Source organism: Sorangium sp. So ce124 (genome assembly GCF_051525235.1).
GTDB lineage: Bacteria > Myxococcota_A > Polyangia > Polyangiales > Polyangiaceae > Sorangium > Sorangium atrum.
The window spans coordinates 11,740,076-11,764,914 of sequence record NZ_CP150312.1; the positions used below are offsets into that span (position 1 = coordinate 11,740,076).

The 24,839-nt window shown below is 71.2% G+C and carries 19 protein-coding genes; 6 read left to right on the forward strand and 13 right to left on the reverse strand.

Annotated elements, in window-relative coordinates:
* Positions 1-12 precede the first annotated feature (12 nt).
* The 4 genes from WMF19_RS43990 to WMF19_RS44005 all read right to left on the reverse strand — a co-directional run bounded on the left by WMF19_RS43990 (position 13) and on the right by WMF19_RS44005 (position 7,284).
* Positions 13-4,344, reverse strand: coding sequence for a HAMP domain-containing protein (locus WMF19_RS43990; protein ID WP_437895834.1), 4,332 nt, complete (start codon positions 4,342-4,344; stop codon positions 13-15).
* 114 nt (positions 4,345-4,458) lie between these two features.
* A complete protein-coding gene (locus WMF19_RS43995; protein WP_437895835.1) occupies positions 4,459-4,899 on the reverse strand; it encodes a response regulator in 441 nt (146 codons plus the stop codon).
* Positions 4,896-6,464 carry an ATP-binding protein gene (locus WMF19_RS44000; protein ID WP_437895836.1) on the reverse strand — a complete coding sequence of 523 codons (1,569 nt, stop codon included), beginning with the start codon at positions 6,462-6,464 and terminating at the stop codon, positions 4,896-4,898. Before WMF19_RS44000 ends, WMF19_RS43995 begins: the two co-directional genes overlap by 4 nt.
* Before the next feature lie 445 nt (positions 6,465-6,909).
* Positions 6,910-7,284, reverse strand: coding sequence for a winged helix-turn-helix transcriptional regulator (locus WMF19_RS44005; RefSeq protein ID WP_437895837.1), 375 nt, complete (start codon positions 7,282-7,284; stop codon positions 6,910-6,912).
* Between the two features lie 142 nt (positions 7,285-7,426).
* Between WMF19_RS44005 and WMF19_RS44010 the strand changes: the two genes are divergently transcribed.
* Positions 7,427-8,557, forward strand: coding sequence for an alkene reductase (locus WMF19_RS44010; protein WP_437895839.1), 1,131 nt, complete (start codon positions 7,427-7,429; stop codon positions 8,555-8,557).
* 184 nt (positions 8,558-8,741) lie between these two features.
* A complete protein-coding gene (locus WMF19_RS44015; protein WP_437895840.1) occupies positions 8,742-11,702 on the forward strand; it encodes a HEAT repeat domain-containing protein in 2,961 nt (986 codons plus the stop codon).
* Between the two features lie 150 nt (positions 11,703-11,852).
* Here WMF19_RS44015 and WMF19_RS44020 read toward each other — a convergent pair whose 3' ends face one another.
* The 3 genes from WMF19_RS44020 to parA form a co-directional block, all read right to left on the reverse strand.
* Positions 11,853-12,275, reverse strand: coding sequence for a response regulator (locus WMF19_RS44020; RefSeq protein WP_437895841.1), 423 nt, complete (start codon positions 12,273-12,275; stop codon positions 11,853-11,855).
* Positions 12,276-12,380: 105 nt separating this feature from the next.
* Complete coding sequence (locus tag WMF19_RS44025; protein ID WP_437895842.1) at positions 12,381-13,046, reverse strand: hypothetical protein; 666 nt, start codon at positions 13,044-13,046, stop codon at positions 12,381-12,383.
* On the reverse strand, positions 12,997-13,680 hold the full coding sequence (gene parA / locus WMF19_RS44030) for a ParA family partition ATPase (protein ID WP_437895843.1): 684 nt from the start codon (positions 13,678-13,680) through the stop codon (positions 12,997-12,999). The genes WMF19_RS44025 and parA overlap by 50 nt, the downstream gene beginning before the upstream one ends.
* A gap of 378 nt (positions 13,681-14,058) precedes the next feature.
* On the opposite strand from parA, the gene WMF19_RS44035 reads away from it, so the two are divergent.
* Positions 14,059-14,382, forward strand: coding sequence for a hypothetical protein (locus WMF19_RS44035; RefSeq protein WP_437895844.1), 324 nt, complete (start codon positions 14,059-14,061; stop codon positions 14,380-14,382).
* A gap of 17 nt (positions 14,383-14,399) precedes the next feature.
* Here the strand turns inward: WMF19_RS44035 and WMF19_RS44040 are convergent, their stop codons facing one another.
* From WMF19_RS44040 to WMF19_RS44065, 6 genes are all read right to left on the reverse strand, one after another.
* Positions 14,400-14,798 (reverse strand): type II toxin-antitoxin system VapC family toxin, encoded by a 399-nt coding sequence (locus WMF19_RS44040; protein ID WP_437895845.1) that lies wholly within the window; start codon positions 14,796-14,798, stop codon positions 14,400-14,402.
* On the reverse strand, positions 14,795-15,052 hold the full coding sequence (locus tag WMF19_RS44045; RefSeq protein ID WP_437895846.1) for an antitoxin: 258 nt from the start codon (positions 15,050-15,052) through the stop codon (positions 14,795-14,797). The genes WMF19_RS44040 and WMF19_RS44045 overlap by 4 nt, the downstream gene beginning before the upstream one ends.
* Positions 15,053-15,252: 200 nt before the next feature.
* Complete coding sequence (locus WMF19_RS44050) at positions 15,253-15,810, reverse strand: flavin reductase family protein (RefSeq protein WP_437895847.1); 558 nt, start codon at positions 15,808-15,810, stop codon at positions 15,253-15,255.
* A gap of 146 nt (positions 15,811-15,956) precedes the next feature.
* Complete coding sequence (locus WMF19_RS44055) at positions 15,957-16,751, reverse strand: glutathione S-transferase family protein (protein WP_437895848.1); 795 nt, start codon at positions 16,749-16,751, stop codon at positions 15,957-15,959.
* Positions 16,752-16,965: 214 nt separating this feature from the next.
* Complete coding sequence (locus WMF19_RS44060; protein WP_272102236.1) at positions 16,966-17,271, reverse strand: MafI family immunity protein; 306 nt, start codon at positions 17,269-17,271, stop codon at positions 16,966-16,968.
* Positions 17,272-17,327: 56 nt separating this feature from the next.
* Entirely contained in the window at positions 17,328-17,861 is a 534-nt protein-coding gene (locus WMF19_RS44065; protein ID WP_437895849.1) for a GNAT family N-acetyltransferase, read from the reverse strand.
* A 466-nt stretch (positions 17,862-18,327) separates the two neighbouring features.
* Here WMF19_RS44065 and WMF19_RS44070 point away from each other — a divergent pair, with 466 nt between their 5' ends.
* The 3 genes from WMF19_RS44070 to WMF19_RS44080 all read left to right on the forward strand — a co-directional run bounded on the left by WMF19_RS44070 (position 18,328) and on the right by WMF19_RS44080 (position 24,827).
* Positions 18,328-19,518, forward strand: coding sequence for a PAS domain-containing protein (locus WMF19_RS44070; RefSeq protein WP_437895850.1), 1,191 nt, complete (start codon positions 18,328-18,330; stop codon positions 19,516-19,518).
* Between the two features lie 138 nt (positions 19,519-19,656).
* Positions 19,657-23,673 carry a hypothetical protein gene (locus WMF19_RS44075; RefSeq protein ID WP_437895851.1) on the forward strand — a complete coding sequence of 1,339 codons (4,017 nt, stop codon included), beginning with the start codon at positions 19,657-19,659 and terminating at the stop codon, positions 23,671-23,673.
* Entirely contained in the window at positions 23,670-24,827 is a 1,158-nt protein-coding gene (locus WMF19_RS44080; protein ID WP_437895852.1) for a UDP-N-acetylmuramate dehydrogenase, read from the forward strand. Before WMF19_RS44075 ends, WMF19_RS44080 begins: the two co-directional genes overlap by 4 nt.
* Positions 24,828-24,839: the final 12 nt, after the last annotated feature.

Consider the following 24,839-nt stretch of genomic DNA (forward strand, 5'->3'; position numbering starts at 1 on the left):
CGGCTCCGTGGCTCAATCCGGCCGCACCCAGTGCAGGATCGTCGACATCAGCCGCCCCTCGTCCACCGGCTTGGCCACGAAATCGTTCAGGCCGGCGTCCAGGCACTTCTGTCGATCTTCCGGCATCGCCTTGGCCGTCACCGCGATGATCGGCAGCTCGTTGAAGCGGGGATCGCTCCGGATCTCCCGCGTCGCCTCGTAGCCGTCGAGCTCGGGCATCATGATGTCCATGAGGACAACATCGATGGACGAATCGGCGTCGCGCAAGATCTCGATACCGTGCCTCGCGTTCTCGGCCAGGACCACGTGCGCCCCGCGCCGCTCGAGCAGGCTCGTGATGGCGAAGACGTTGCGCGCGTCATCGTCGATGACAAGCACGCTGCGCCCCGCGAGCGCGACCGAGGAGGTGCCGTTCGTGAGGAGCGGCGCGACCGGCTCGGTCAGCTCGGCGCGCGCCGGCCTCGTCGCCTTCTGCTCCGTCCGCTCCGCCGGCAGGTACAGAGTGAACTTGCTGCCGAGCCCGGGCGTGCTGTTCAGCGAGATCTCCCCGCCGAGCAGGCTGGCCAGCTCCCGGCTGATCGTCAGGCCGAGCCCTGTGCCGCCGTAGGTGCGGCTTGTCGACGCGTCGGCCTGCTGGAACGCGTCGAAGATGAGCGTCTGCTTCTCCGCCGGGATGCCGATCCCCGTGTCGGTGACGGCGAACGCCACGACGGTCTTCGCCTTGATGAGCGTCTCCCGCTTGAACGTGAGCGCCTTGCTGGCCACCTCGATCTCGAGCGAGATCCGCCCGGACGACGTGAACTTGAACGCGTTGGACAGCAGGTTCTTCAGGATCTGCTGGAGCCGCTGCAGATCCGTCATGATCCCCGAGGGGACGCCGGTCGCGACCCGGACCCAGAACTCGAGCTCCTTCTGCTCGGCGATCTGCCGGAAGCTCCGCTCGACGTACTCGGCCAGCTCGGAGAGCAGCACCCGCTGGGTCTTCACGTCGATCTTGCCGGCCTCGATCTTCGAGAGGTCGAGGATCTCGTTGATGAGCTGCAGGAGGTCCTGCCCCGCCGCGGCGATCGTCTTCGCGTACTCGACCTGCTTCGACGTGAGCGTGTGCTCCTCGTTGTCCGCGAGGATCCTGGCGAGGATGAGCAGGCTGTTCAGCGGGGTGCGCAGCTCGTGCGACATGTTCGCGAGGAACTCGGACTTGTACTTCGACGTGCGCGACAGCTCCCGCGCCTTCTCCTCCAGAGAGGCGCTGGCGCGCGCGATCTCGCGGTTCTTGATCTCGAGCTCCGACGCCTTCTCCTCCAGCTCCTGCGACCGCGAGCCGAGCTCGGTGTTGGACCTCTGGAGCTCCTGGAGCAGCTCCTCCGTCCTCATGCTGGCGCCGATCATGTTGAACACGACGCCGATCGACTGCGTGAGCTGCTCGAGGAACGTGAGGTGGATGGGCGTGAAGTTCTGGAAGCTCGCCAGCTCGATGACCGCCTTGAGGCCGCCCTCGAAGAGCACCGGCAGGACGCAGATGTTGCGCGGCGGCGCGTCGCCGAGGCCCGAGCTCACCCGGATGTAGTCGTCCGGGAGATCCGTGACGACGATGCTCTTCTTCTCCAGGCCGCACTGCCCGACGAGCCCCTCGCCCAGCGCGAACCGGTTGGAGATGCCCTTGCGCTTCTGGAACGCGTAGCTCGACGTGAGCTTGAGCGCCGGGTACTTCTCCTCCGACTCGAGCACATAGAATGCCCCGTGCTGCGCCGAGACGAGCGGCGTCACCTCGGACATGATGAGGCGAGAGAGCGCCTCGATCGTCCGCTGCCCGGCCATCATCCCGGAGAAGCGCGCCAGGTTCGTCTTCAGCCAGTCCTGCTCCTGGTTGGCGCGCGTCGTGTCCCGCAGGTTCGAGATCATCTGGTTGATGTTGTCCTTCAGCTGGAGGACCTCGCCCTGCGCCTCGACCGAGATGGCCCGCGTGAGATCGCCCTTCGTCACGGCGGTCGCGACCTCGGCGATGGCGCGCACCTGCGTGGTGAGGTTGCCCGCGAGCTGGTTCACGTTGTCGGTGAGGTCCCTCCACGTGCCGGCCGCGCCGGGCACCTTGGCCTGGCCGCCGAGCTTGCCCTCGATGCCGACCTCGCGCGCGACCGTGGTCACCTGCTCGGCGAACACGCGGAGCGTGTAGGTCATGTCGTTGATGGTGTCCGCCAGCGACGCGATCTCGCCCTTGGCCTCCAGGGCGAGCTTCTGGCGGAGGTCGCCGTTCGCGACCGCGGTCACGACCTTGGCGATGCCGCGCACCTGCGAGGTGAGGTTCGAGGCCATGACGTTGACGTTCTCCGTCAGGTCCTTCCACGTGCCGGAGACCCCGGGCACCTGCGCCTGGCCGCCGAGCTTGCCCTCGGTGCCTACCTCGCGCGCGACGCGCGTCACCTCCGCGGCGAACGCGCGCAGCTGATCGACCATCTTGTTGATGGTGTCCTTCAGCTCGAGGATCTCCCCCTTCGCCTCGACCGTGATCTTCTGGGACAGGTCGCCGCTCGCGACCGCCTTCGTGACGAGGGCGATGTTGCGCACCTGGTTCGTCAGGTTGCCCGCGAGCTGGTTCACGTTGTCGGTGAGGTCCTTCCACGTGCCGGCGACGCCCGGCACCTGCGCCTGGCCGCCGAGCTTGCCGTCCGTGCCTACCTCGCGCGCGACGCGCGTCACCTCCGCGGCGAACGCGCGCAGCTGATCGACCATCTTGTTGATGGTGTCCTTCAGCTCGAGGATCTCCCCCTTGGCCTCGACCGCGATCTTCTGGGACAGGTCGCCGCTCGCGACCGCCTTCGTGACGAGGGCGATGTTGCGCACCTGGTTGGTCAGGTTGCCCGCGAGGACATTCACGTTGTCCGTGAGGTCCTTCCACGTCCCGCTGACGCCGCGCACCTCCGCCTGCGCGCCCAGCTTGCCCTCCGTGCCTACCTCGCGCGCGACGCGCGTCACCTCCGACGCGAACGCGCGCAGCTGCTCCACCATCTTGTTGATGGTGTCCTTCAGCTCGAGGATCTCCCCCTTCGCCTCGGCGGTGATCTTCTGAGAGAGATCGCCCTTGGCGACGGCCGTCGTGACGAGGGCGATGTTGCGCACCTGGTTCGTCAGGTTGCCGGCGAGCTGGTTCACGTTGTCGGTGAGGTCCTTCCACGTGCCGGCGACGCCCGGCACCTGCGCCTGGCCGCCGAGCTTGCCGTCCGTGCCTACCTCGCGCGCGACGCGCGTCACCTCCGCAGCGAACGTCCGGAGCTGCTCCACCATCTTGTTGATGGTGTTCTTCAGCTCGAGGATCTCCCCCTTCGCCTCGACCGTGATCTGCTTCGACAGGTCGCCGTTCGCCACCGCCGTCGTCACGACCGCGATGTTGCGCACCTGGTTGGTCAGGTTGCCCGCGAGGACATTCACGTTGTCCGTGAGGTCCTTCCACGTCCCGCTGACGCCGCGCACCTCCGCCTGCGCGCCCAGCTTGCCCTCCGTGCCTACCTCGCGCGCGACGCGCGTCACCTCCGACGCGAACGCGCGCAGCTGCTCCACCATCTTGTTGATGGTGTTCTTCAGCTCGAGGATCTCCCCCTTCGCCTCGACCGTGATCTGCTTCGACAGGTCGCCGTTCGCCACCGCCGTCGTCACGACCGCGATGTTGCGCACCTGGTTGGTCAGGTTGCCCGCGAGGACATTCACGTTGTCCGTGAGGTCCTTCCACGTCCCGCTGACGCCGCGCACCTCCGCCTGCGCGCCCAGCTTGCCCTCCGTGCCTACCTCGCGCGCGACGCGCGTCACCTCCGACGCGAACGCGCGCAGCTGCTCCACCATCTTGTTGATGGTGTTCTTCAGCTCGAGGATCTCCCCCTTCGCCTCGACCGTGATCTGCTTCGACAGGTCGCCGTTCGCCACCGCCGTCGTCACGACCGCGATGTTGCGCACCTGGTTGGTCAGGTTGCCCGCGAGGACATTCACGTTGTCCGTGAGGTCCTTCCACGTCCCGCTGACGCCCTGCACCTCCGCCTGCGCGCCCAGCTTGCCCTCGGTGCCTACCTCGCGCGCCACGCGCGTGATCTCCGAGCCGACGGTCTGCAGCTGCTGGACGACGTCGTTCACCTCATCGGCGATCTGACCGATCGTCCCCGGCACCTCGCCGATGCCGACGCGCGCGGAGAAGTTGCCGGCCTTCACCGCCTTGAGCACCTCCAGCACCGCCTGGAGCTGCATCTCCCGCACATCCAGGTGGCTGCCGTTGGCGCCGCGCTTGCGGGGCGGCGACTTCTTGCTCGCTCCGCTCCCGTGCTTGTCCTTCGAGGTCGCCGCGATGTTGTTCGATTGCATGACCACCTTCCCGACGACGTTAGCGCGCCTGGAGTGCTTGTTCTCGTTTCAGGTGTTCAGGCCTCGTCGACGCCGGGGGAGCTCGGCGTCATGAGACCCTGGAGTACCGCCGTTTCACGACTTGCCGCGGCGCAATACTTCTGCGACTTGCCGCTGGAGACGAGCATGCTCGATCTCGCGAGCGCGACGCTCGAGCGCGCGTCGCATGCGAGAGCTTAGCTCATCGGAGCGGAAAGGTTTGGAGAGGTAATCCGAGGCGCCGACGCGGAGGGCGCGCATCCCGGTCTCGACGGAGCCGAAGGCGGTGATCGCGATGATCGCCAGCGACGGATCGTGCTCCTTCGCCCGCGCGATCAGCTCGATGCCATCCATCCCCGGCATGCGGATGTCGGTGATCAGCAGGTCGAAGTCCCCCGACGGGAGCAGACCGAGGCCCGACATCGCATCGGCCACGTGCGTCGCTTGGTAGCCGTGGTCCTTGGCGATGTCAACGACGAACCGGCCGAGATCATCGTCGTCTTCGACAACCAACACGCTCGGTGAGCCCAGACTCATGCTTTCTGCCCTTCCTCTCTACCCCCTCTACTTGACTCCGAGCTCGCTTCCGCGCTCGCCGGTGAATCGGACACGGTCGCGGGCAAGGTGATCCGGAAGCGCGCCCCGCCTGTCGCCGAGGCGGCGGCCTCCACCGAGCCGCCAGCTTCCTCGACGATCCCACGGACGATCGCGAGCCCGAGCCCGCTCCCGGCCGCCTTCGTCGTGAAGAACGGGTCGAAGATCCGGCGCAGATCCCCGGCGGGGATCCCCGGCCCCGCGTCGGCGACCTCGAAGCACACGACGCTAGAGCCCGCTGGACCATCGCACTCGGGCAGGACGCTCACCACGAGCTCGCCGCCGCGGGATTGGGCCTCGACGGCGTTCAGGCACAGATTGAACACGACCTGAAACAGACGATCGGAGTCGAGGGCGACGCGCGCCCTCGCGGCGCCGTCGAGCGGGCACAGGACGCTCGGCTCGATGCCGCGCCTCCTGCACTCCGGGCCCAGGAAAGCGACAACATCGTCGATGACGCGCCGGAGATCGCTGTCCGCCTGCTGCGGTCTCGGCGGCCGAGCGAGGGAGACGAGGCGAGACACGACGCGCGTGATCCGCTCGGATTGCCGCGCGATGGTCTCCAGCTCGGCGCGCAGGTGCTCTGGGCAGCCGGGCAGGTCGGCCGCGCGGCGCGCGCGGCCATGGATCACGTTCAGCGGCGAGCCGATCTCGTGGCCGAGCGAGGTCGCCACCTGCCCCGCGGCGGCGAGCGCCTGCGCCTGCTGCAGCTTGCGCTCCCCGTTCACACGCGCCGCCTCCTCCCGCACCGCGCGCTCCCGCGCCTCGCGGAGAGAACAGGTCATCGTGTTGAAGGCGCTCGCCAGACGAGAGAGCTCCTCCGCGCCCCGCTCGGGCACGGCCGCGTCCAGATCGCCGCTCGCGACGCGCTCGGCCCCGGCGAGGATGGCCCGCGCGGGGAGCGCGACCGTGAAGCGCCCGACGAGCCCCGCGACGACCGCGCTGATCAGCAGCAGCACGACGCCGGTCGCCGCGAGGCCGTGGTTCAACGTCCTCTCCAGCACCTCGACGTAATGACGATCGCGCACCAGGACGGCGACCAGGGGCTGATTGGCGCTGCTCGGGCGGATGGAAACCGTGCGGAGCAGCACGGATTGCTCGGCCAGGCTGCCGGTCTCCTCGATGTCGCCGCCTTCGAGGAACGCCTGGCGCGCGATCTGCTCGAGGCGCTCCGCTTCGCGCTCGACTCCCTTCGTGATGAAGATCGCCTCACCTTCCCTGGTGAACGCGGCGATGCCAAGGATGCGCTCGGCGCTCGCGAAGTCCTCTGCCCTCCGCCGGACGAGCGCGACGTCCCTGCGCTGCAGCGCGCTCTCGACGAACGCCTGAAGCAGGGTGGCGTAGTTGCGGAGCTCCGCCGTGGCCTCCTCCCGCAGGACCTGCTTGCGGTGCGCCGACGCGAAGATGCCATACAGCAGGATGGCCATCGCGATGGGGAGGACGAGAGACAACCAGAACTGGTGCGCGAGCCTCATCCCCCCCGGTCGGCGCTGGTGCTGCAGTACCATAAGGCGATCCACCGCGACCCCCAGGGGACGCCCTCGCGTTGACGCTTCGCGTTGTCGCGGGGTGCGTCTTCGTATTTGGCGAGCTCATCCGCGTCGTTCGGCGCGCTGCAGCGTACTTTCGTACGCCTCGCTCGCCGGCCTAACGGCTGAGCTCGTATCCCACGAATCTGCACCCCATTTTATCAGCCACCGAGATGCGAAGCCCTCGAATTACATCACCATTCCACCGGAGCGGCAAGCGCAACCTCGAGATCGACAGAGGCGCTCATCTCGCTACCTCGCCGCTACCTCGCCGCTACCTCGCCGCTACCTCGCCGCACGAGCGCTCGGCGTCAGGTATTGCCTGAGCGCTGCTCAGGAGCGGGCGGACTCCTTCGTGACATCCGTCACGCGACCCGCGTGGAGGCCACGCGGATGACGCCCGCGCGCGCTTCGCCGCCGGTCGTTACCGTGCCGCCCGCGCCGCGCGCGCGCTGCGCTTCGCCCCTCCGCCGCGCGCCGCGCTCACCGCGAGCCGCTCTCCCCACCGCGAGATCGCCTGCGCCACCTCGCCGAATCCCCGCCCGGCGTCGGTCAGCTCGTACTCAACGCGCACGGGGGGCCCCGGCAGGACGCGCCGCACCACGAGGCCCAGCGCCTCGAGCTCCTTCAGCCGGCTGGAGAGCATCCGATCGCTGATCGCGTCGAGCCGCTCGCCGATCTCGCCGAAGCGCAGCGCCCCCTCCTCGAGCGTCGCAATGATGAGCCCGTTCCAGGGCTTCGCGAGCACGTCCATCGCGACCTGAAACTTCTCGCAGAGGTGCTGGCACGCGTGCTTCATGTGTCGTCCCAGACACCAGCATGACCTGTTCACTTCCAAAAGGGAAGTGACTTGACATCGTGCAGTGCAGATTCATCATGCTCGCCGAACGGATGCCACTTCCCTTTCGGAAGCCACATCTTCTTTGCAAGGAGCATCGATCGTGACCACCGCCAAAGACCTGCTCTTCAGCCCCTTCGCGCTCGGCCCCGTCTCGCTGCCGAACCGCCTCGTGATGGCGCCGCTGACGCGCTGCCGCGCCGGCGAGGGCAACGTGCCGACCGAGCTCAACGCGCGGTACTACGAGCAGCGCTCCTCTGCCGGCTTCATCATCACCGAGGCGACGCAGGTCACCCCGGAGGGCGTGGGGTATCTCCGCACGCCTGGCATCCACACGGACGCGCAGGTCGCCGGGTGGCGGCTCGTGACGGACGCGATCCACCGGGCGGGAGGGCGCGCCTTCCTTCAGCTCTGGCACGTCGGGCGGGCATCACACCCCTCGTTCCAGCCGAACCGGCAGGCGCCCGTCTCGTCCTCGGCCGTCGCGATCCGCAAGGGCCATGCGTACACGCCCGAGGGCCCGCAGCCGTACACCACCCCGCGCGCCCTGGAGACGGACGAGATCGCCGGCGTGGTCGCGCGGTTCGAGGACGGCGCGCGCCGGGCCAAGGCCGCCGGCTTCGATGGAGTCGAGATCCACGCGGCGAACGGCTACCTCATCGACCAGTTCCTCCGGAACGGCGTGAACCAGAGGACGGATCGGTACGGCGGCTCGGTCGAGAACCGGGCGCGGTTCCTGCTCGAGATCACCGAGGCCGTGACCGGGGTGTTCGGCGCCGACCGGGTCGGCGTCCGGGTCTCGCCGCTGGCCGACTTCAACGACATGAGCGACTCCGATCCGAGGGCGCTCTTCGGCCACGTCGCCGCCGAGCTCTCGGCGCGCAAGGTCGTCTATCTGCACGTCGTGGAGCCGCTCTCGGGGCAGGCGCTCGGCGCCGCGGAGCGGGTGACGCCCCTGCTCCGCGAGCGGTTCCGCGGCGCCCTCGTCGTGAACGGCGGCTACACGCTGGAGACCGCGGAGGAAGCGCTGCGGACCGGCGCGGCGGATCTCGTCTCCTTCGGCGCGCCGTTCCTGGCCAACCCCGATCTTCCGGAGCGCCTGTCGCGCCGCGCGCCGCTCAACACGCCCGACGTCGCGACCTTCTACTCCGAGGGCCCGCGCGGCTACATCGACTACCCGCGCCTCGGGGAGGCCGCGGCGGAGCGCGCCAGCGCCGCCGCACAGCCGGCCTGACGGCCCGAGGGCCTGATCTCATGAGCCGATGGCCCGATCCGGGGGAGGCGGGCGGAGGCAGCGAGCAGCTCCCGCGCTGCCGCCCGTGATAGGCTTCCAGGCCGATGCCGGCCGCCCATCCGCTGCTCCCGAACGACGAGATCCCCACGTCGCCGCGCCCGGCGCGCTCGCCCGCGGAGGCGCCGTGAGCGCGGCCCCGGGCGACGTGAAGCGCATCGGGGCCGGCGAGCTCCGGGCGTTCATCCAGGACGCGGGAGAGCTCAAGAAGGGCACGCTGCTCTACGACGGCGGGCAGCTCCTGAACCTCGCGCGCTACGAGAACAAGCTGTTCTGCGACGCCAAGGGCTCCGGGGCCTCGCCTTACAAGGTGTCGCTCGTCTACAGCGACGCGCCTGCGCCAGCGTTCAAGGGGCGCTGCTCCTGCCCGGCGCGGACCTTCAACACCGCGTTCTGCAAGCACGCGGCGGCGCTGCTCGTCGCGTGGGCGCGCGCGCCCGAGTCGTTCGCCGTGAGCGAGGCGGCGCCGCCGGGCGCGCCGGGCGGGGACACCGCGCGCAAGAGCGTGAAGAAGGGCAGCGCGAACGCGCAGGCCATGATGAAGTCCGGCGTCGAGCAGGTCGGCACGCTCGTGCGCGAGCTCGGCGTTTCCGGCGTCGCGACGATCGGGGGCGACCGCATCGAGCAGATGGAGAAGCTCGCCGAGGCGCTCCGGGAGAACCGCCTCCGGCGCCTCTCGGCGCGGACGCTCGACCTCGCCGCGCTGCTCCGCAGGCAGGCCGCGGGGGGCCGGCAAGCCCGGGGGGCTGCCCGCGGCGCGCTGCCGGCGGTCGCCTACGCCAACGTGATGGCCGATCTCCTGCTCACCGCCCGCAAGCTGGAGAAGCACCTCGCGGGCGAGCCGCTCGACGACCGCCACGTCGAGGAGCTCGTCGGCAAGACGTGGAAGGCGTCCGACAGGAAGCCCGCCGGGGACCTCACGCTCGTCGAGTACGCCTTCTCGACGCGGACGACGAGCGACGATTTCGTCATCCGGGAGAGCCGCTTCATCGACCTCGAGTCCGGCCGCCACTTCAGCGAGAAGCAGATCCTCCCGGTGTTCCTGGCGAAGCGGACCGAGCCGAAGCGGAGCTTCGCCGGCGAGGTGCTCGCCGGGGCGCGGGCGACGACCTACCCGGGCTACCCGCCGCTGCGCGTCGACTTCAGCGATCTCGGCGACAAGCGCCCGCTCGACGCCGGCGCCCTCGAGGCCGTGCTCGCGCGGGCGCTGCCCGACGTCGGCGCGGCGCTCGCGGCGCTCCAGGAGCACCGCAAGGACGTCTTCGCGCCCGACCTCGTGCCCGTTGCGGTGCTCACCGACACGCTCTTCGCGCGCGGCGCGCGGCTCTCGGCGGTCGACGACAAGGGGGAGGCGCTCCACCTGCCCGACGACCCGGCGCTCGAGGAGCGGCTCGCCGGCTCGCTGCGCGACGCGCGGCTCCGCGCGCTGCTCGGGGACGTCGGCATCGACGCCGCGCTGCCCACGCTGTGGCCGCTCGCCGCCGTCGTCGAGGGGCCGCTCGGCCTGGAGCTGCGCCCTGTGCTCGATCAGGGCGCCGAGCAGGGGAGCGCGGCGCGGGGCGGGCCGCTCGAGGGCTCCGCGTGGAACGCCGCCGCCCGCGAGGCGGGCGCCTCGCCCGCGGCCATCGCGCTCGGCGAGGTCCGCGAGGAGCTCGCCGAGGCGCTCGTCACGGGCCTGACCGGGCTCAGCGCGCGCGCGACGGACCCGCTGGCCGCGCGGCTGCGCGACCTCCGCCTCGAGAAGCAGGCCGCGCTGCTCCAGACGCTGCCGCAGCGGCCCGAGCCGGCCGATCGGCTCGACGACTTCATCAAGCTCTACCAGGTGCTCGAGATGGCGCTCGTCCGCCTGGCCGGCGCGACGCAGATCGACCGCGCCTCGACCGAGCGCGTGCCGACCTACGAGAGCGTCGCTGTGGCGCGGCCCGACGAGACGCTCTCCCCGGACGAGGTGGCGCGGCGGCGCGCGGCGGGTGCGATGAACCGCTACGTCGCCGCGGTCCACCACGCGCGCTACTACGCGGCGCTGCCGGCGAGCGAGCTCGTGGCGAACATCTTCCCGATCTGGGCGGACGGCACCGCGACGCCGACCATCGCGAGGACGTTCGCGCCGCTCGGGGCCGAGGCGATCGCCGCCGCGGAGAAGGCGCTCACGGTGAAGGCGGGCCGCGTGGCGAAGCTGACGGCGGTGCGGGTGCTGCAGGCGGTCGTTCTGCACGGCGGCCCGGCCCGCGCCGAGGCCACGGCGATGCTCGGCAAGGTCGAGGAGCACGCGAAGGACGCCGGCCTGCGGGCGCTCGCCCGCGACGCGCTCGACGTGATCGACGTCGCGCACGCCACGCAGCCGGCCGGGCCGGGAGGCGACTGGGTGCGCGCGCGGCGCGCCGCGCGGCTCGGGCGCGTGCACGAGCTCGCGAAGACGCTGGGCGCCGCGCCGACCAAGGAGGAGCGGCTCGAGGCGCTGAAGGCGCTCTCCGAGCTGGGCGACCTCGCCGCGCTGCCGGCGCTCCGCCGCGCATTCTACGGGGACGTCGCCCGCGGCGTCCGCGAGGAGGCCGCCTACGCGCTGGCGCAGCTCGGCGACGTCGAGATGGTCGAGACCTTCGTCCGGATGCTGGCGAGCCGGAGCGAGAACGAGCAGGAGGCGAAGATCGCCGCGTACGCGCTCGGCTTCCTCGGCGACGTCCGCGGGCTGAGCGAGCTGCTCTCGGCCTACGCCGACGGCTACAAGCCCGGCATCGTGGCGGACGCGATCCGCGCGTTCGGCCCCGTGGCGCTCACGCCGCTCGTGGACCTCATCGAGGCCCGGCCGGAGCTCGCGAAGCGCGCGGCGGCGCTCGACGCGCTGAAGAAGATGGACGACGCCGCGGTGGCCGCCTGCCTCGTCGAGCGGATCGAGGCCCGGCGCGGCGACGCCGATCTCGCCGACAAGGCGCCGCTCTACCTGAAGCTCGCGGACGTGCACGCGCACAGCCGGCGCGAGGTCGCGACGGCGCTCATCGCGGCGCTCTCGAGCGCTCCAGGCAAGGAAGCGCAGGCGGCCGTCAAGGCGGCGCAGAAGGCGCTCGGCGTCGTCAAGCGCAGCAAGTAGCCGCACTTCCCCGGGCCGCCTCCGCTCAACGCGCGACGCGCACGGGGATCTCGCGGGACACCTTCTCGGCCGACGCTCCGACCGCGTGTGTGCGCGCGCCGCGCGGGGCGCTCGCCGTCACGACAAGAACCAGAAAGATGATGTGTTTCGCTACGGTAGCTCCACAAGTCTCCAGTACTTGTTCAGCGCCGCCATGAGCTCGATGAAGCTGAGGAACGTGACCGGCTTGAGGAGATAGCCAGCGACGTTGAGGTTGTAGGCTCCCACCTTGTCGCGATCGTCGTTCGATGTGGTCAACACGACAACCGACGTGGCCCCGAGCTCTGGATCGGCCCGCAGCTCGCGCAGGAACTCGATCCCGTTCATCTTGGGCATGTTCAGGTCGAGCAGGATGAGGCGCCGCTCCACCGGGACGACGCCGCTGCGCAGCATCTCGAGGGCCTCGACGCCGTTCCCGGCGACCCAGAGGGGATTCGAGATATTGTTCCGCTTGAACGCCCGGCGGACGTTCATCACGTCGACGTCGTCGTCTTCGACGAGGAGGATGTTCAAGAGTTTTTCTTCGACGTCCATTGTCTCCTAGCTTCTCATTGGCGAGACGGACGCGAACGTCAACTCCTGTCGAGGCGGCCGCGCCAGTCAGGTGCGAGCGGGGCGGAGTCGATGCGCGCGGGTCGGTCAGCTCGCCCGGGGCCGCTGCCGCCAGAGCGTCATCAGCACCCGGCCGACCTGGACCACGCGACCGACCCGCCCTTTCGGGCCGGTGTCCGCCGGACGGAACGGTTCGGTGCGGTAGCTCGCGCTCGGGGGCGGCGCCTCGCGGGGGGCGGCGGCGGCCTCGGCCGGGACCGCGGAGACGGACGCCGGTCCGAGGCGCTTGTCGAGGTGGACCTCGACCGCCTCGCCGACCAGGTTGCTCATGTCGCGATCGTTCTCGATGCAATGGAGCAGCAGCCGATCCGCGAGCGGATCGGGCAGGTAGACGGTGACCGCGCGCCGGGAGCGGCCGTCGTTCCCGAGGAGCACCGGCGGGCCGGCGTGCGGCTCCGAGGTGGTGGCGAGCGCCTGGGGCCCGGCGGCGGCGCTCGCCGCCTGCGGCGCCGCCGCCGCGGACGGCTCCGCGTCTGGACGCGCCTCCTGCGCGCGCTCCTGCGGCGCCTCCGGCGCTCGCTCGCGGCGCGCCTCGACGGGCTTCTCGCCGTCGTGCGCGCGCTGTTCTGCGGCGGGCCTCGACTTCACGACGTCGTCTGCCGCTTTGCCGCCCTCGCCGCCCGCGACGAACGCGTCGGCCTTTTCAGGCGACGGCGGCTTTCGCAGCGAGACCGCGACTTGCTTTTTGGCCATGGTGAAGCTTCTCCAGTTCTTCGAGAAGGTGGGTGATCTCTCTGGCCGCGGCGTCCCGCGGTGCGTAGCCCGTCACCCCTTGCCCGCAGGCGAGGGACTCCTGGTAGGCGATGCGATAGCCGAGCTCCGTGGAGAGCACCGGCAAGCCCGACGTCTCGAGCACCGCGCGCGCCGATTTGCCGAGCGCCGTGCGGCCTTGCTTGCGTGTGATGAGGATGCAGCCCTTGAGCGCGCTCCGCAGCGCGGCGGCCTCGCGGAACACCTCGAGCGCTGCGGTGAGGGCCCACGCGTCCGCGGCCGTGGGGCCGCAGGGGTAGATGGCGATGTCGGCGACCATCAGCGCCGATCGCGCGATCTCGCCGTGGCGCGGCGGGCAATCGATGACGGTGAGGTCGTACGCGGCGGCGACTTCCGGCAGCTGTCCCGGCTTGTGCATCGAGGCGCCCATGGCCATGACGGTCGGCGTATCGTGCCCCGCCTCGGCGGCCACGTCGCCCCACGTGCGGACGGTCCCCTGGGGATCGGCGTCGACGAGCAGCACACGCCGGCCGTTCGCCAGCGCGGCCACGGCGAGGCTCACGGCCGTGGTGCTCTTGCCGATCCCACCTTTCTGTCCGGTGAGCGCGATGATCATGATAGACCCCCCTAGCAGAACCTTCGCCGGGCGGTCCACTTTCTTGCAAGCGCCGACAGGGCTTCTACCGAGCCGTCCTGAGGGGAATTCCCGACGAGGACGTTGATTTCTCGGTCGTGTCGGCGGGTTGGCCGGCACATCGCAGGAGGTTGTTCAGCTCTCTATCCGGCGGGAGCGTCTACTCCCGCGCGTCGCATAGCCGCCATGATGAGGACGCTCACGGAAGAGGCGCGAGCGGCGCCTCCGGTGCGCCCGCCGCGCTTCGTCGGCGCGGGAGCGCGCGGCGCTGGCGAGCGGGCGGGCCGGAGCCAATGCCGGATCGCGCGGGCGATTGAATCGAAGCGGCGTCGATAACGCTTTGGACGGTCGGCCTTCGGGGTGCGGGAGCTGCGGATCGCGGCAGCGGGAGCCCCGGGAAGCGACGTTGGCGAGCGCCTCCAGCCGAACCCGTATCTCGGCCGATGGGAACAGGCGCTGCGCGCCGCGGAGAAGCGCACGGACTGGAGATTCAAGCCCGAGGGACCGAGCCTCCTGGCGATCCCGAGCTCTATCGCCAGCGCGGCCGTCAGGTTCGTCGATGCGCGCGACGGCACGGCTCACCCGTCGCGCTTCGTCGCAGGGCTCTTCGGCGTCACGCAGGAAGCCGCCACCGGCGCGCTCGCACCCGAGTTCGGCTGGGCGATCGCCCACGACGACGGCTGATCGAGCGGAGGTTCATTTCAGACCCAGTTGTCCATGCGTAGCCCGTGCACGCGGCTGAAATGTTTCGCGTTGTTCGTCACCAAGGTCACGTCGAGCACGAGCGCATGCGCCGCTATCAGCGCATCGAAGCTGCCGATCGGCGTACCTTGACGGACGAGCGCCGAAGCCACCGCTCCGAACCGAGCAGCTACTCCCTCATCGACGGGGACAACCGTCACGGCAGCCGCAAAGGCATCGATAAGACCGTGCAGCTTCCTGGAGCGACGATGATCAGCGCCGTATCGTAGCTCCGCGAGCGTGATCGCACTCATACAGATCTCCGACGGTCTGTGCTCCAGCAACCGCGTGGGAACGCCACCGAATCCGCGGAGAGCGAAGCTCACGGTGTCCGTGTCGAGCATGTAGAGGAGCGTCATTCGAACGGATCCTCTATCCCCGTGACGGGCTCCTGTGCCGGCCGCTCGATCTCATCCGGCCAGGCCCCAAGGCAGGCACGAAAGCTCGAAGGCCACTCGTCGATCGGCTCCAGGATCACGCGGCGTCCCTCACGCCGTACGAGCACCTCGCCATCGGGAAATCGGCAATCTTTGGGAAGTCTGACAGCTTGACTCCCGCCGTTTTTGAATATTTTTGCTCTACTGGCAGTACTCATGGCGCAAAGTATATACATTTGTATATACTTTGTCAAGTGTTCGTCTGATCCGGATCGGCGCGAGCAGGCCAGTGCCCCGCACCAAGCTTCCTCCTTGTGCCCTCTTCCTGGCACCGTCCCGGCGCCGCAACCAGCACCGCGCGCGCCCGGCCGAGAGTCCGCCCCGGTCGACACGGACGCGCTCCGACCTGCCGTCCTGGTCTACAGCGCCTCGCGAGCTACAGGTTCTCCGGCTTGAAGAGCTGCCGGTAGCTGACGTTGCGACCAGACACCATGAACACCCCGTCGCCGCGGTAGTGGACGGTCGTCGGATAGCGCGGCGATGTCGCGACGTGCGCCTTGACCACCTCGAAGACGAACAGGCTGAAGCGCTTGACGGCGCTCGTGTCGACGAGCTTGCACTCGAAGCTCGCATAACACTCGGCGATGAGGGGCGCGCCGACCTTCGTCGCCTCGACGGGTGTGAGCCCGAACTGCTCGAACTTGTCGACCTCGGACCCGTGGCTGTTCCCTATCCCGATGACGGCGCGCACGAGATCGACCGTGGGCACGTTGATCACGCACTCCTTGCTGCGCCGCACCATCTCATAGCTATCGTTCTGGTCCCAGATGAAGCACCCCACGAGGGACGGCTCCTGCATCATCACCATGTGCCAGCCCATCGTCATGATGTTCCGCTGGTCCTTGTGCGCAGAGCTCACCAGCACCACAGGACCGGGCTCCAGGAAGCGCCGGACGTCCGCGACCGGAAAATCTGCCTTCTTGTAGGTCTTCATGCGATCACCCGAGGCGCGGCTGCACTACGAGCAGCCTGGACCCTGACTGCCCGCATGGTGGGTCGGCCGCGGCCTGCCCGGCGGCAAAGCGCATTGTGCCATGTACGTCGCGGGCAGCAACGTCGGATACCAGCGCACGGGCGGCGTCAGAGCACCTGTTTGAGCAACTTCAGCGGGCTCAACCGGTCCCAGACGTCCGCCTCGCGAAAGCTCGGCCGCGCCTTGACGGCCTTCGCATACCGGGCGAGGCGCGCTCGCCTGGCGATCTCGGCGTCGAGGCGCACGAAGCCCATCCGCGCGAGGAACACGGTCCACACCACGTCCGCGGGCCCGTAACCACCGGGGACGAGCGACTCGCGCCCATCCGCGAACGCATCATCGAGCGCGTCCAGGAGCTCGAACGCCGCGTGCTTGCGCTCGCCGAACATCGCCACCACGCCCTCCGGGTCAAACGTCTTGATGCGCCCGGCGAACACCTCGGCCCGCCGCGCGTAGACGTCCGCGAGGTCCGCGTGCTCGGTCGCGAGCTGGCGCAGGCGCTTCTCCGTCGCCACGAGCGTCCTTCGCACGGCCGGTCGCGCGAGCGGGTTCCACGAGAGCAGCCACCCGAACGTGAGCTCCTCGATGGGGAAGGCGTAGTGGCGGTCGAGCCAGCCCCGCGTCGCGTCGTCGAGCGCGGCCTCGGTCGTGCCGAACGCGAACAGGAGGATGTCGCGGCTCTGCGAGAGCACGCGGCCGTCGACCTGCAGCGTCGGCACTGTCAGGTTCGGGTTGAGGCGCGCGTAGTCCGGCGCGAGCTGCTGCGCCCTGCGGTGGATGTCGACGCTTACCGATTCGAAGGGGACGCCGCGCTCGACCAGCGCGAGGCGCGCGATCATCGAGTAGTACGACGAGGCAGCGTGATGGAGGCGGAGGCGTGCGGGGCTCGCGGAAGCGCTCATCGCGCCGCAGCGTACCACCGCCGCGCCCGAGCAGGTGCCTGGCCAGGCGGCGATCTGCTCGGCTGCGCCTCGCTGTCGGAGGGCGACGCGAGCCGCGCGCGCCGGATGTCCTGAAGGCGGGCCGCCTCCTCGGGATGAGAACGGCGGAAATGGAGCTCGGGCAACTGGCTTTCCTCCTGCAGGGCGCCATGCACAGCATGGCGCTCGTGAAGCTTCATGCGGACTCACCCTCCTGAGAATTCCGCGATCCGAGCGCCGCGAGATACCCTCGGAGCCACTTCATCCTCGAGCTCTCAGCCCATCCCATCGCCGCCATGGCGCGCTCGATGGCGTCAAACTGGGCTTGGTCGACCGGGAGATCGAGGTCGGCGATCCAGTCGATGACGTGCTCCATGGCGAGCCCCCACTCCCCGTACCGGTGAACCCAGTCGTGCGCATCGCGGAAGCGCTCTGGGGGGAGCACGTCCTTGAAGGACTCAAGCGCGACAGCGCATAAGGCTTGGATCTCTTGTTTCGTCACAGGGTCGACGGCCTCGATAGGGTGCAATGAAGCTGGCGCAGGCCCAGCGTCCGCGCTCAATCGCGCGCGTCTCGCGCGTCGCTCGCAGCGCCTCGCTGGGCACCCAGGCGCAGCTCTGCCAGTCGGGTTGCGAGCACCACCATATACACGAAGGATGCGACGCCGGGGTCATCTTCCGGGTACGGGCTCTCCACGAAGCCCAGCCTCCGGTATAACCGCATTGCGGGCGTGTTGTCCGCAACGACGAACAAGGAGCATTCGCCGACGCCGAGCTCCTGAACGCCAAGCTCGACAAGGCCACCGACGAGCCACCGGCCCAGCCCCGCACCCCGGTGCTCGGGCGATATCACGAGCCGTCCGAGATGACAGCGACCGGCCCTCAGGTAATACTGGCCAAAACCGAGAAGCTGGTCATCAGCTCCGAGCATCACATAGGAGGGCAGCACATGGCTCCGCGTGTCCTCCAGGAAGGTGCTGTCCGTAAACGGGAACCTGAACTGCGGACCACCCCATATCTGGCAGCTTCGCCGATCGGGGAACCATTTCCTCATCGCCATCACATGGCTGTCTTCTGCGGGTATGAGCTTCATCTTGTTGGTATCGATCCCTGCGCTAGAGGTCATGAACGTGCACGAACAATCCGGCGGCACAGAGCGTTCCCATGGCTGCCTCGAAGGGCTCGACCCCGCGGAGCGGCCCAGGTTGGCGGCGGCACATGGGGGCGACCCCGCACGCTGGAGCCCACGGGGCAGCCCAGGTCGGGAGCGGCCGCCTGCACACCCGCCGGCGAAGCGCATCCGCTCCCTGTGTCCCTGCGCGCGCCCACGCGCGGCTCACAGCAACCCGCCCGGCGCCGTCGGTCAGGCCACGCCCGCCTGCGGAAGTCCGCATTTGCGTCCCAACGAAGTTCATCTCACAAGCTCGGCTCACCTCTCGTCCTCTCTGCCGGCCTCCGGTCGGTCGTCCTCGACACCGACAGCCGGCCCCGTTTACCTTGGACGAAAGATGATGAGCACAGGGACTGCTCCCGGAGCCCCGGGCCTCGCCGCGAGTTATATGAGGGCTGTCCGCAGCGCGCCTTTCGCGGTGATCGAGTGCGCGGGGAACCTCGACGAGCTCGTGGTCGCCGAGTGGAACGCCGAGGCAGAACGCATCTTTGGATATACCGCTGACGAAGCGGTGGGCCGCCGCCTCGCGGACACGATCGTGAGCGAGCTGGACGCCGAGACCTTCGGGCGTGCGCTCGGGAAGGAGAGCGCCCCGCTCCGCTGCACCCACACCCGCAAGGACGGGCGCGCCGTCGTGTGCGAGTGGCGGTATGCGCCCGTGCTCGACGAGGCTGGCGAGCCGATTCGGCTGCTCTGCTTCGGGCAGGATGTCACGGAGCAGGTCGAGGCCGTCGAGAAGTTCAAGGAGGGCGACATGATCCTCCGGGCCATCCTCGGCACCGTCGATGCGGCCGTGACCCGGATGGATCGGGATGGATTCTGCACCTTTCACGAGGGCAAGACGCTCGAGTCCCTCGGCCTCCGATCGGGCCAGTTCGTCGGATTGAACGTGTTCGACGACCCCCCCGCGCCGATGGACATGGAGCCGATGCGAAGGGCGGTCCGGGGCGAGTTCGTCCGCACCCGCGTCGAGGCGTTCGGGATGGCCTGGGAGACGTGGCTCGTCCCGCTGACCGACGAGCGCGGGGAGCGCAACGGCGCGGTCAGCTTCACGCTCGACGCGACCGAGGCGAAGGTCAGGGAAGACGAGCTGAAGGCGCGGCTCGACGTCATCGAGCGCCAGCAACAGGTGATCCGCGATCTGTCGACGCCCATCATCGAGGTCTGGGACAGCGTGCTGACCCTCCCGATGATGGGCGTCGTCGACAGCAGGAGGGCCGCCGACGTGATGGACGACCTCCTGGCCGCCATCGTGGACAAGCGGGCCCGCTTCGCGATCCTGGACCTCACCGGCGTCGAGGTCGTCGACACGAAGACAGCGAGTTATCTCATCGAGCTCATCCGCGCCATCCGGCTCCTGGGCGCCGAGGGGGTCATCACGGGCATCCGGCCCAACGTGGCGCAGACGATGGTCTCCCTCGGGCTCGATCTGTCGGGCATCGCGACCGTCGGAAATCTCCGCGCGGGCCTGAAGCTCTGCATGCGGCGCGTGGCAGCGGACGGCGCGGCGCCGCCCGGAGCGCCGCCGCGCGCCCCCGGGGGCGCAGCGCCGAGGCTCCCGGGAAGCGACGGGCGCTGAGGTCCAGGACACGAGGCTGGCCTTCGAGGTCGGGGAGATCGCGGTGGCCCGCCGAAGTTCACCTTTGCGTCGGCAATCCCAGGCCCGTAAGGAACGGCGGACAGGCACCGCGCGCGCGGCGCCGTGGAGACGCCGATCGTGACCACCCACCCCCGCAGCCCCACGAGCGCCGGCCAGCGCCCCGGGAGCCCTCGCCCCGCCGAGCGCCCCCTCGTCGCCCGCCGCCCCCTCCTCGTCGCTCGCCGCGCCGCCCTGGCGCTCACCCTCGCGCTCGCCGCCGCCGCGCCCGCCGCGTGTGCCCCTCGGGGCGCCGCGTCGCCGCTCCCCGCCGACGCGCCGCTCCCGTCCGCGTTCTCCGCCGCGCTGGAGGCCGAGATCACGAGCTCCGCCGCCGCCGCGCCGTACCTCGACGCCCTCGACCGCGCCGTCGACGCGCCGAGCGCCGAGGGCGCCCTCGCCACCGTGATCGCGTCCCTCGACGCGCTCGTCTTCGGCGCCGGCACCGCGGGCGGCCCCGACCCCGACGCCGCGGCCATCGCCTTCCGCTCGCGCGAGGCGCTCCCCGAGGTCGCCCGGCGGCTCCAGCGCGCCTGGGCGTTCGCGGACGTCTCCGGCCGCGGCGCGCCGGAGATGCCGTTCGTGCGCGGCGCCCTCGCGAGCGCCCTCCACCGCATCGCTCTCTTCGTCGGCGACGAGGCCGCGGCGGCGACCTGGAGCGCGCGCCGCGGCTGCGCGGGCGAGGCCGCCATCGTCGGCCCGCTCGACGCGGCGCCCCTCCACGGCCTCGCCCGGCCGTCCCCCGTGAGCTCCGCGCCGGGCGCGCCGCTCGCGAGGGCCTACCCGGGGCTCGCGCCGTTCGCGCAGAGCGCCTCGCCCATCGTCGTCCGCGCCGACGCGTGCGCCATCGACATCGACGCGGTGAGCGCGCTCCAGGGGACGCGCGCCGTGGTCGTCGACCTCCACAACCCGATCGCGCAGCGGGTGAGCCTCGCGCTCGCCTCGTCGTCCGCCGCCGTGCTCGAGGTGGGCGGCGTTCCCGCCCTCCACCGCGACTACGCGGCGGGCGGCGCGCAGGTCACGCGCTTCGCGACGGTCGAGGCCCAGCCGGGGACGCTGCGCGTCGTCGTGCGCGTGGCGCAGAAGGGCGACGGCGACGCCATCGAGCTCACCGCGTGGGGCGAGAACGGCCTGCCGCTCCGCGCCCGCGCGCCGCGGCCCGGCGCCGCCGCGACCGCGTCGGCGTCCCGGCCCGCCGCCGTGAGCCTTGCGCCGGCCGCGGCGTCGAGCGGCGCCGCCGGCCAGCGCCCCGGCGCGGCGAGCATCGAGGTCGCTGCCACGGCCCTGCTGGCCCTCGGCGACGCGCGCGCGGCCGAGCACCTCCTCGATCCTGACGGCGACGGCCGCCTCCACCAGAGCGACGCGCGCTCGCCGCGCCTCGACCTGCTCTACGCGAGGGCCATCCGCCGCGTGGGCGATCTGCCCGAGGCCGAGGTCGTCGAGCGCATCCGCGCCGCCGTCGATCGCGTGCTCGCCGCGTGGCCCGCCTCGTGGGAGGCGCACCTCTACAAGGCGGAGCTCGCCGAGCGCCGCGGCGGCCGTGGCGAGGGCACCATGGACGCCCTCCGCGAGCTCGGCGTCCGGGTCGCGCCCCCCGGGCCGACCGGCCCGAGCGCGCCCGCCGTCGCCGACGCCGATCGCATGGTCCTCGCGGAGCTCGCGGCGGTCGCCCACCGCGCGAACGTCACCGACGTCGCCGAGGCCGCCTACGCGAAGCTCGCCGCCGCAGCGCCAGGCTCGACGCTGCTCGCCGTCGTCGACGACCGCATCCACGGCCGCGCCGGCGTCGACGCGGTGAAGGCCGCCTGCGAGGGCGGGCTCGATCGCTCGAGCGCCGCGTGCCTCGGCGCGCTCCTCGGCGCGAGCGATCGCGACGCGGTCCTCGCCGAGATCAAGCGGCTGCGCCGGCTCCGCCGCGCGCCCGACGCCCTGCGCGACGTCGAGCTCCGCGAGCGCGTCGCCCGCGGCGACCTGCGCGGCGCGCTCGCCGTCTACGACGCGATGCCGCCGGGGCAGCGGGCGATGCTCGAGGCGCTCGGCCTCGCCGCCGGCCGCGGCGACGCCCGCGCCGTCCGGGGCCGCCTCGCCCGCGACCGCACGACGGCGCGCGACACCCCCGCCGGGATCGGCCCCATCACCCGCGCCCTCGGCCTCGCGCCGGATCCGGCGCCGGCGCTCGAGGCCGAGGGCCGCAAGCTCGTGCTGGAGGACCAGCAGAAGGCGTTCCTCCCCGGCGCCGCGACAGCGGTGCTCCGCCACGTCGAGCGGTTCACGATCTCGCCCGACGGGCTCGTCCACTACGTCACGTACGACCTCCGCCGCGTCTCCGGCACCACGGACGTCGCCCAGGGCACGGCCACGTACGGCCCGCTCATCGAGGGCCGCGCCATGCCGCGCCTCCTGCGCCGCCGCATCCACAAGCGCGACGGCCGCATCCTCGCGCCCGACGCGGCCTCGAACGCCGCGCAGGACCAGAGCGACCTCTCTCAGCTCGAGCAGGGCGACTACGTCGAGCAGGTCACCGAGGGCTACGCGCTGCCGGGCGACGGCGGCCAGCTCGTCATCGATACGTGGGACCTGCTCCCCGAGCGCACGAGCGTCCGCGAGGCGACGATCGAGGTCAGCCGCCCGACGTCGCTCCCGCTCGCGCTCTGGTCGCACCCGCTGCTCGGCGCCGCGGAGCAGCGCGCCGAGGGCGCCTCCACGGTCAGCGTCTGGCGCATCAAGGATCAGCCGCCGCGGCGCATGGAGGACGGCGTGCCTCGCGTGGAGATGGGCGTCGGGGTCAGCCTGGGGACGCAGACCTGGGACCACGTGGCCGCGGCGCTCGACGAGAACATCCGCGCGCTCGAGGACCGCGATCCCACCATGACCCGCTGGGCGCGGGAGGCCGCGGGCGCCGACAGGACGCCGTCGCCCGCGCTGCTCGAGCGCGTCGTCGCGGCCGCGGGCAAGGCGGTGAAGGTCGCCGGCGGCGCCGAGCTCTCGGACATGGCGGCGCTCCTCGGCGGCGGCCCGCAGCGCACGACGGCGCGCGCGATGATCGAGCTCGGCCAGGGCAGCCGGTCGTGGGTCATCTACCGCGCGCTGCGCGAGCTCGGCGTGCGCGCCGATCTCGCGATCGCCGAGACCGAGCCGTTCAGCTCGTCGGCGGACTTCCCGCCGCACGCGGGGCGCTTCCGCCACCCGCTCGTGATCGCCCGCCTTCCGGGCGGCGACGTGTGGATCGACGCCGACGTCGAGGGCCCGCCGCTGCCCCCCGGCCGCATCAGCCCCGAGCTGCGCGGCCGCGCCGCCATGCTGCCGAGCGGCGAGCTCGTCACCGTGGCCGGGACGAGCGGCGAGACCGGCGACGAGGTCGACCTGCGCCTGACGGTCGACGCGCAGGGGAACGCCACGGGAACGTTCACGATTCTCCTGCATGGCCGCGCGGCGCAGGCGCTCTCGGAGGCGTTCGAGACCGTGGTCGGCACCGCGCGGCGCGAGATGCTCCGGGGCGTCGTGCTCGGCTGGCTCCCGTGGGCCGACGTCGAGGACGTTGTCGTCTCGTCGACGGAGGGCTCGTGGGAGGTCGCGCTCCGCGCCGCCGTGACGATCCACGGCTTCGCGCAGCCGGCGGGCAAGGACGCCGCGGCGTGGACGCTGCCGGGGCTCGAGCCGGTGCACCTCGTGTTCCCGCGCGCGTACACGAGCACGCTCGGCGCCTCGTACGCCTCGCGGGGGGCCCGGAAGAGCGCGCTCGCGATCGAGACCGCGCTCCAGTACCACGTGCGCCGCAGGATCGAGCTGCCCGAGGGCTACGCTGTCGCGCGCGCGCCCGAGGGCGTGCGCGTCGAGCACGCGGGCCTCGCTGCGTCGCGCAAGGGCAGCTACGGCGCGGCGATCGAGGAGGACTTCGCGCTGAGCTTGCCGACGGGGACCGTGTCGATCGACGAGTACAAGGCGTTCGTCGAGCGGGTGCAGGCGGTCGACAGCGGCTTCATGGCCGGCATCCGGGTGGCGCGGCCGGCGGCGCCCGCGCGGCAAGCCAGCGGCGCGCAGGGGCCGGGCGCTGTCCGCGGCGGGGCGCGACAGCAGGCGCCGGAGAAGAAGCCGTGAGCCTCGACGTCCGCGAGTCGGTCGCGCTGGCCCCGCTCACGACGCTCGGCGTGGGCGGGCCTGCGCGCTACTTCGCCGAGGCCGCGGATGAGGCCGCGGTGATCGACGCGTTCCGCTTCGCCGAGGCCCGCGGCGTGCCGCTCTTCGTGCTGGGCGGCGGCTCGAACCTGCTGGTCGCGGACCGGGGCGTCGACGCGCTGGTGCTGCGCGTGCGCGTCCGCGGGATCGAGCTGCTGCGCGGGCGCGGGGTGGCCGGCGGCGCGGAGACCGGCGGCGGCGAGGAAGCCGGGCGCGCCCTCGTGCGCGCGGGGGCAGGCGAGGCATGGGACGACCTCGTGGCGCGCTCGGTCGCCGAGGGTTGGGCGGGTATCGAGTGCCTGTCGGGCATCCCGGGCGACGTCGGCGCGACGCCGATCCAGAACGTGGGCGCGTACGGCCAGGAGGTCGCGGAGACGATCGTCGAGGTCCGGGCGATCGATCGCGCGACGGGGGCGGCCGTGGTCCTCTCCGGTGCGGACTGCGGCTTCGGCTACCGCGACAGCCGGTTCAAGCGCGCGTGGCGCGGGCGGTACGTCATCACGGCCGTCACGTTCGCGCTGCGCCCGGGGGGCGCCGCGACGGTGCGCTACCCCGAGCTCCAGCGGGCGCTCGCCGTGCCCGCGGGGGTCGCCGCGCCGCTGCTCGGCGAGGTGCGCCGCACGGTGATCGCGCTCCGCCGCGGCAAGTCGATGGTGCTCGATCCGGCGGACGAGAACCGCCGGAGCGCCGGGTCGTTCTTCATGAACCCGACGCTCGCGCCCGACGCCGCGGCGGCCGTCCTCACGCGCATCGAGGCGGCGGGCGTGCTCGCGCCCGGCGAGGCGATCCCGCGGTATCCGGCGGACGGCGGCCGGGTGAAGCTGTCCGCGGCCTGGCTGATCGAGCGCGCCGGCTTCACGAAGGGGACGCGCCACGGCGCCGCGGGCATCTCGACGCGCCACACGCTCGCGCTTGTGAACCGCGGCGGCGCGACGGCGGAGGAGCTGCTCGGCCTCGCGCGGCGCGTGCGGCGAGGCGTGCTCGATCGGTTCGGCGTGGCGCTCTCGGCCGAGCCGGATCTGGTGGGGTTTGCGCCCGGCGAGATCGCCGATCTCGTCAGCGCCGCCCACCTGTAAGAGGGGCCCCGG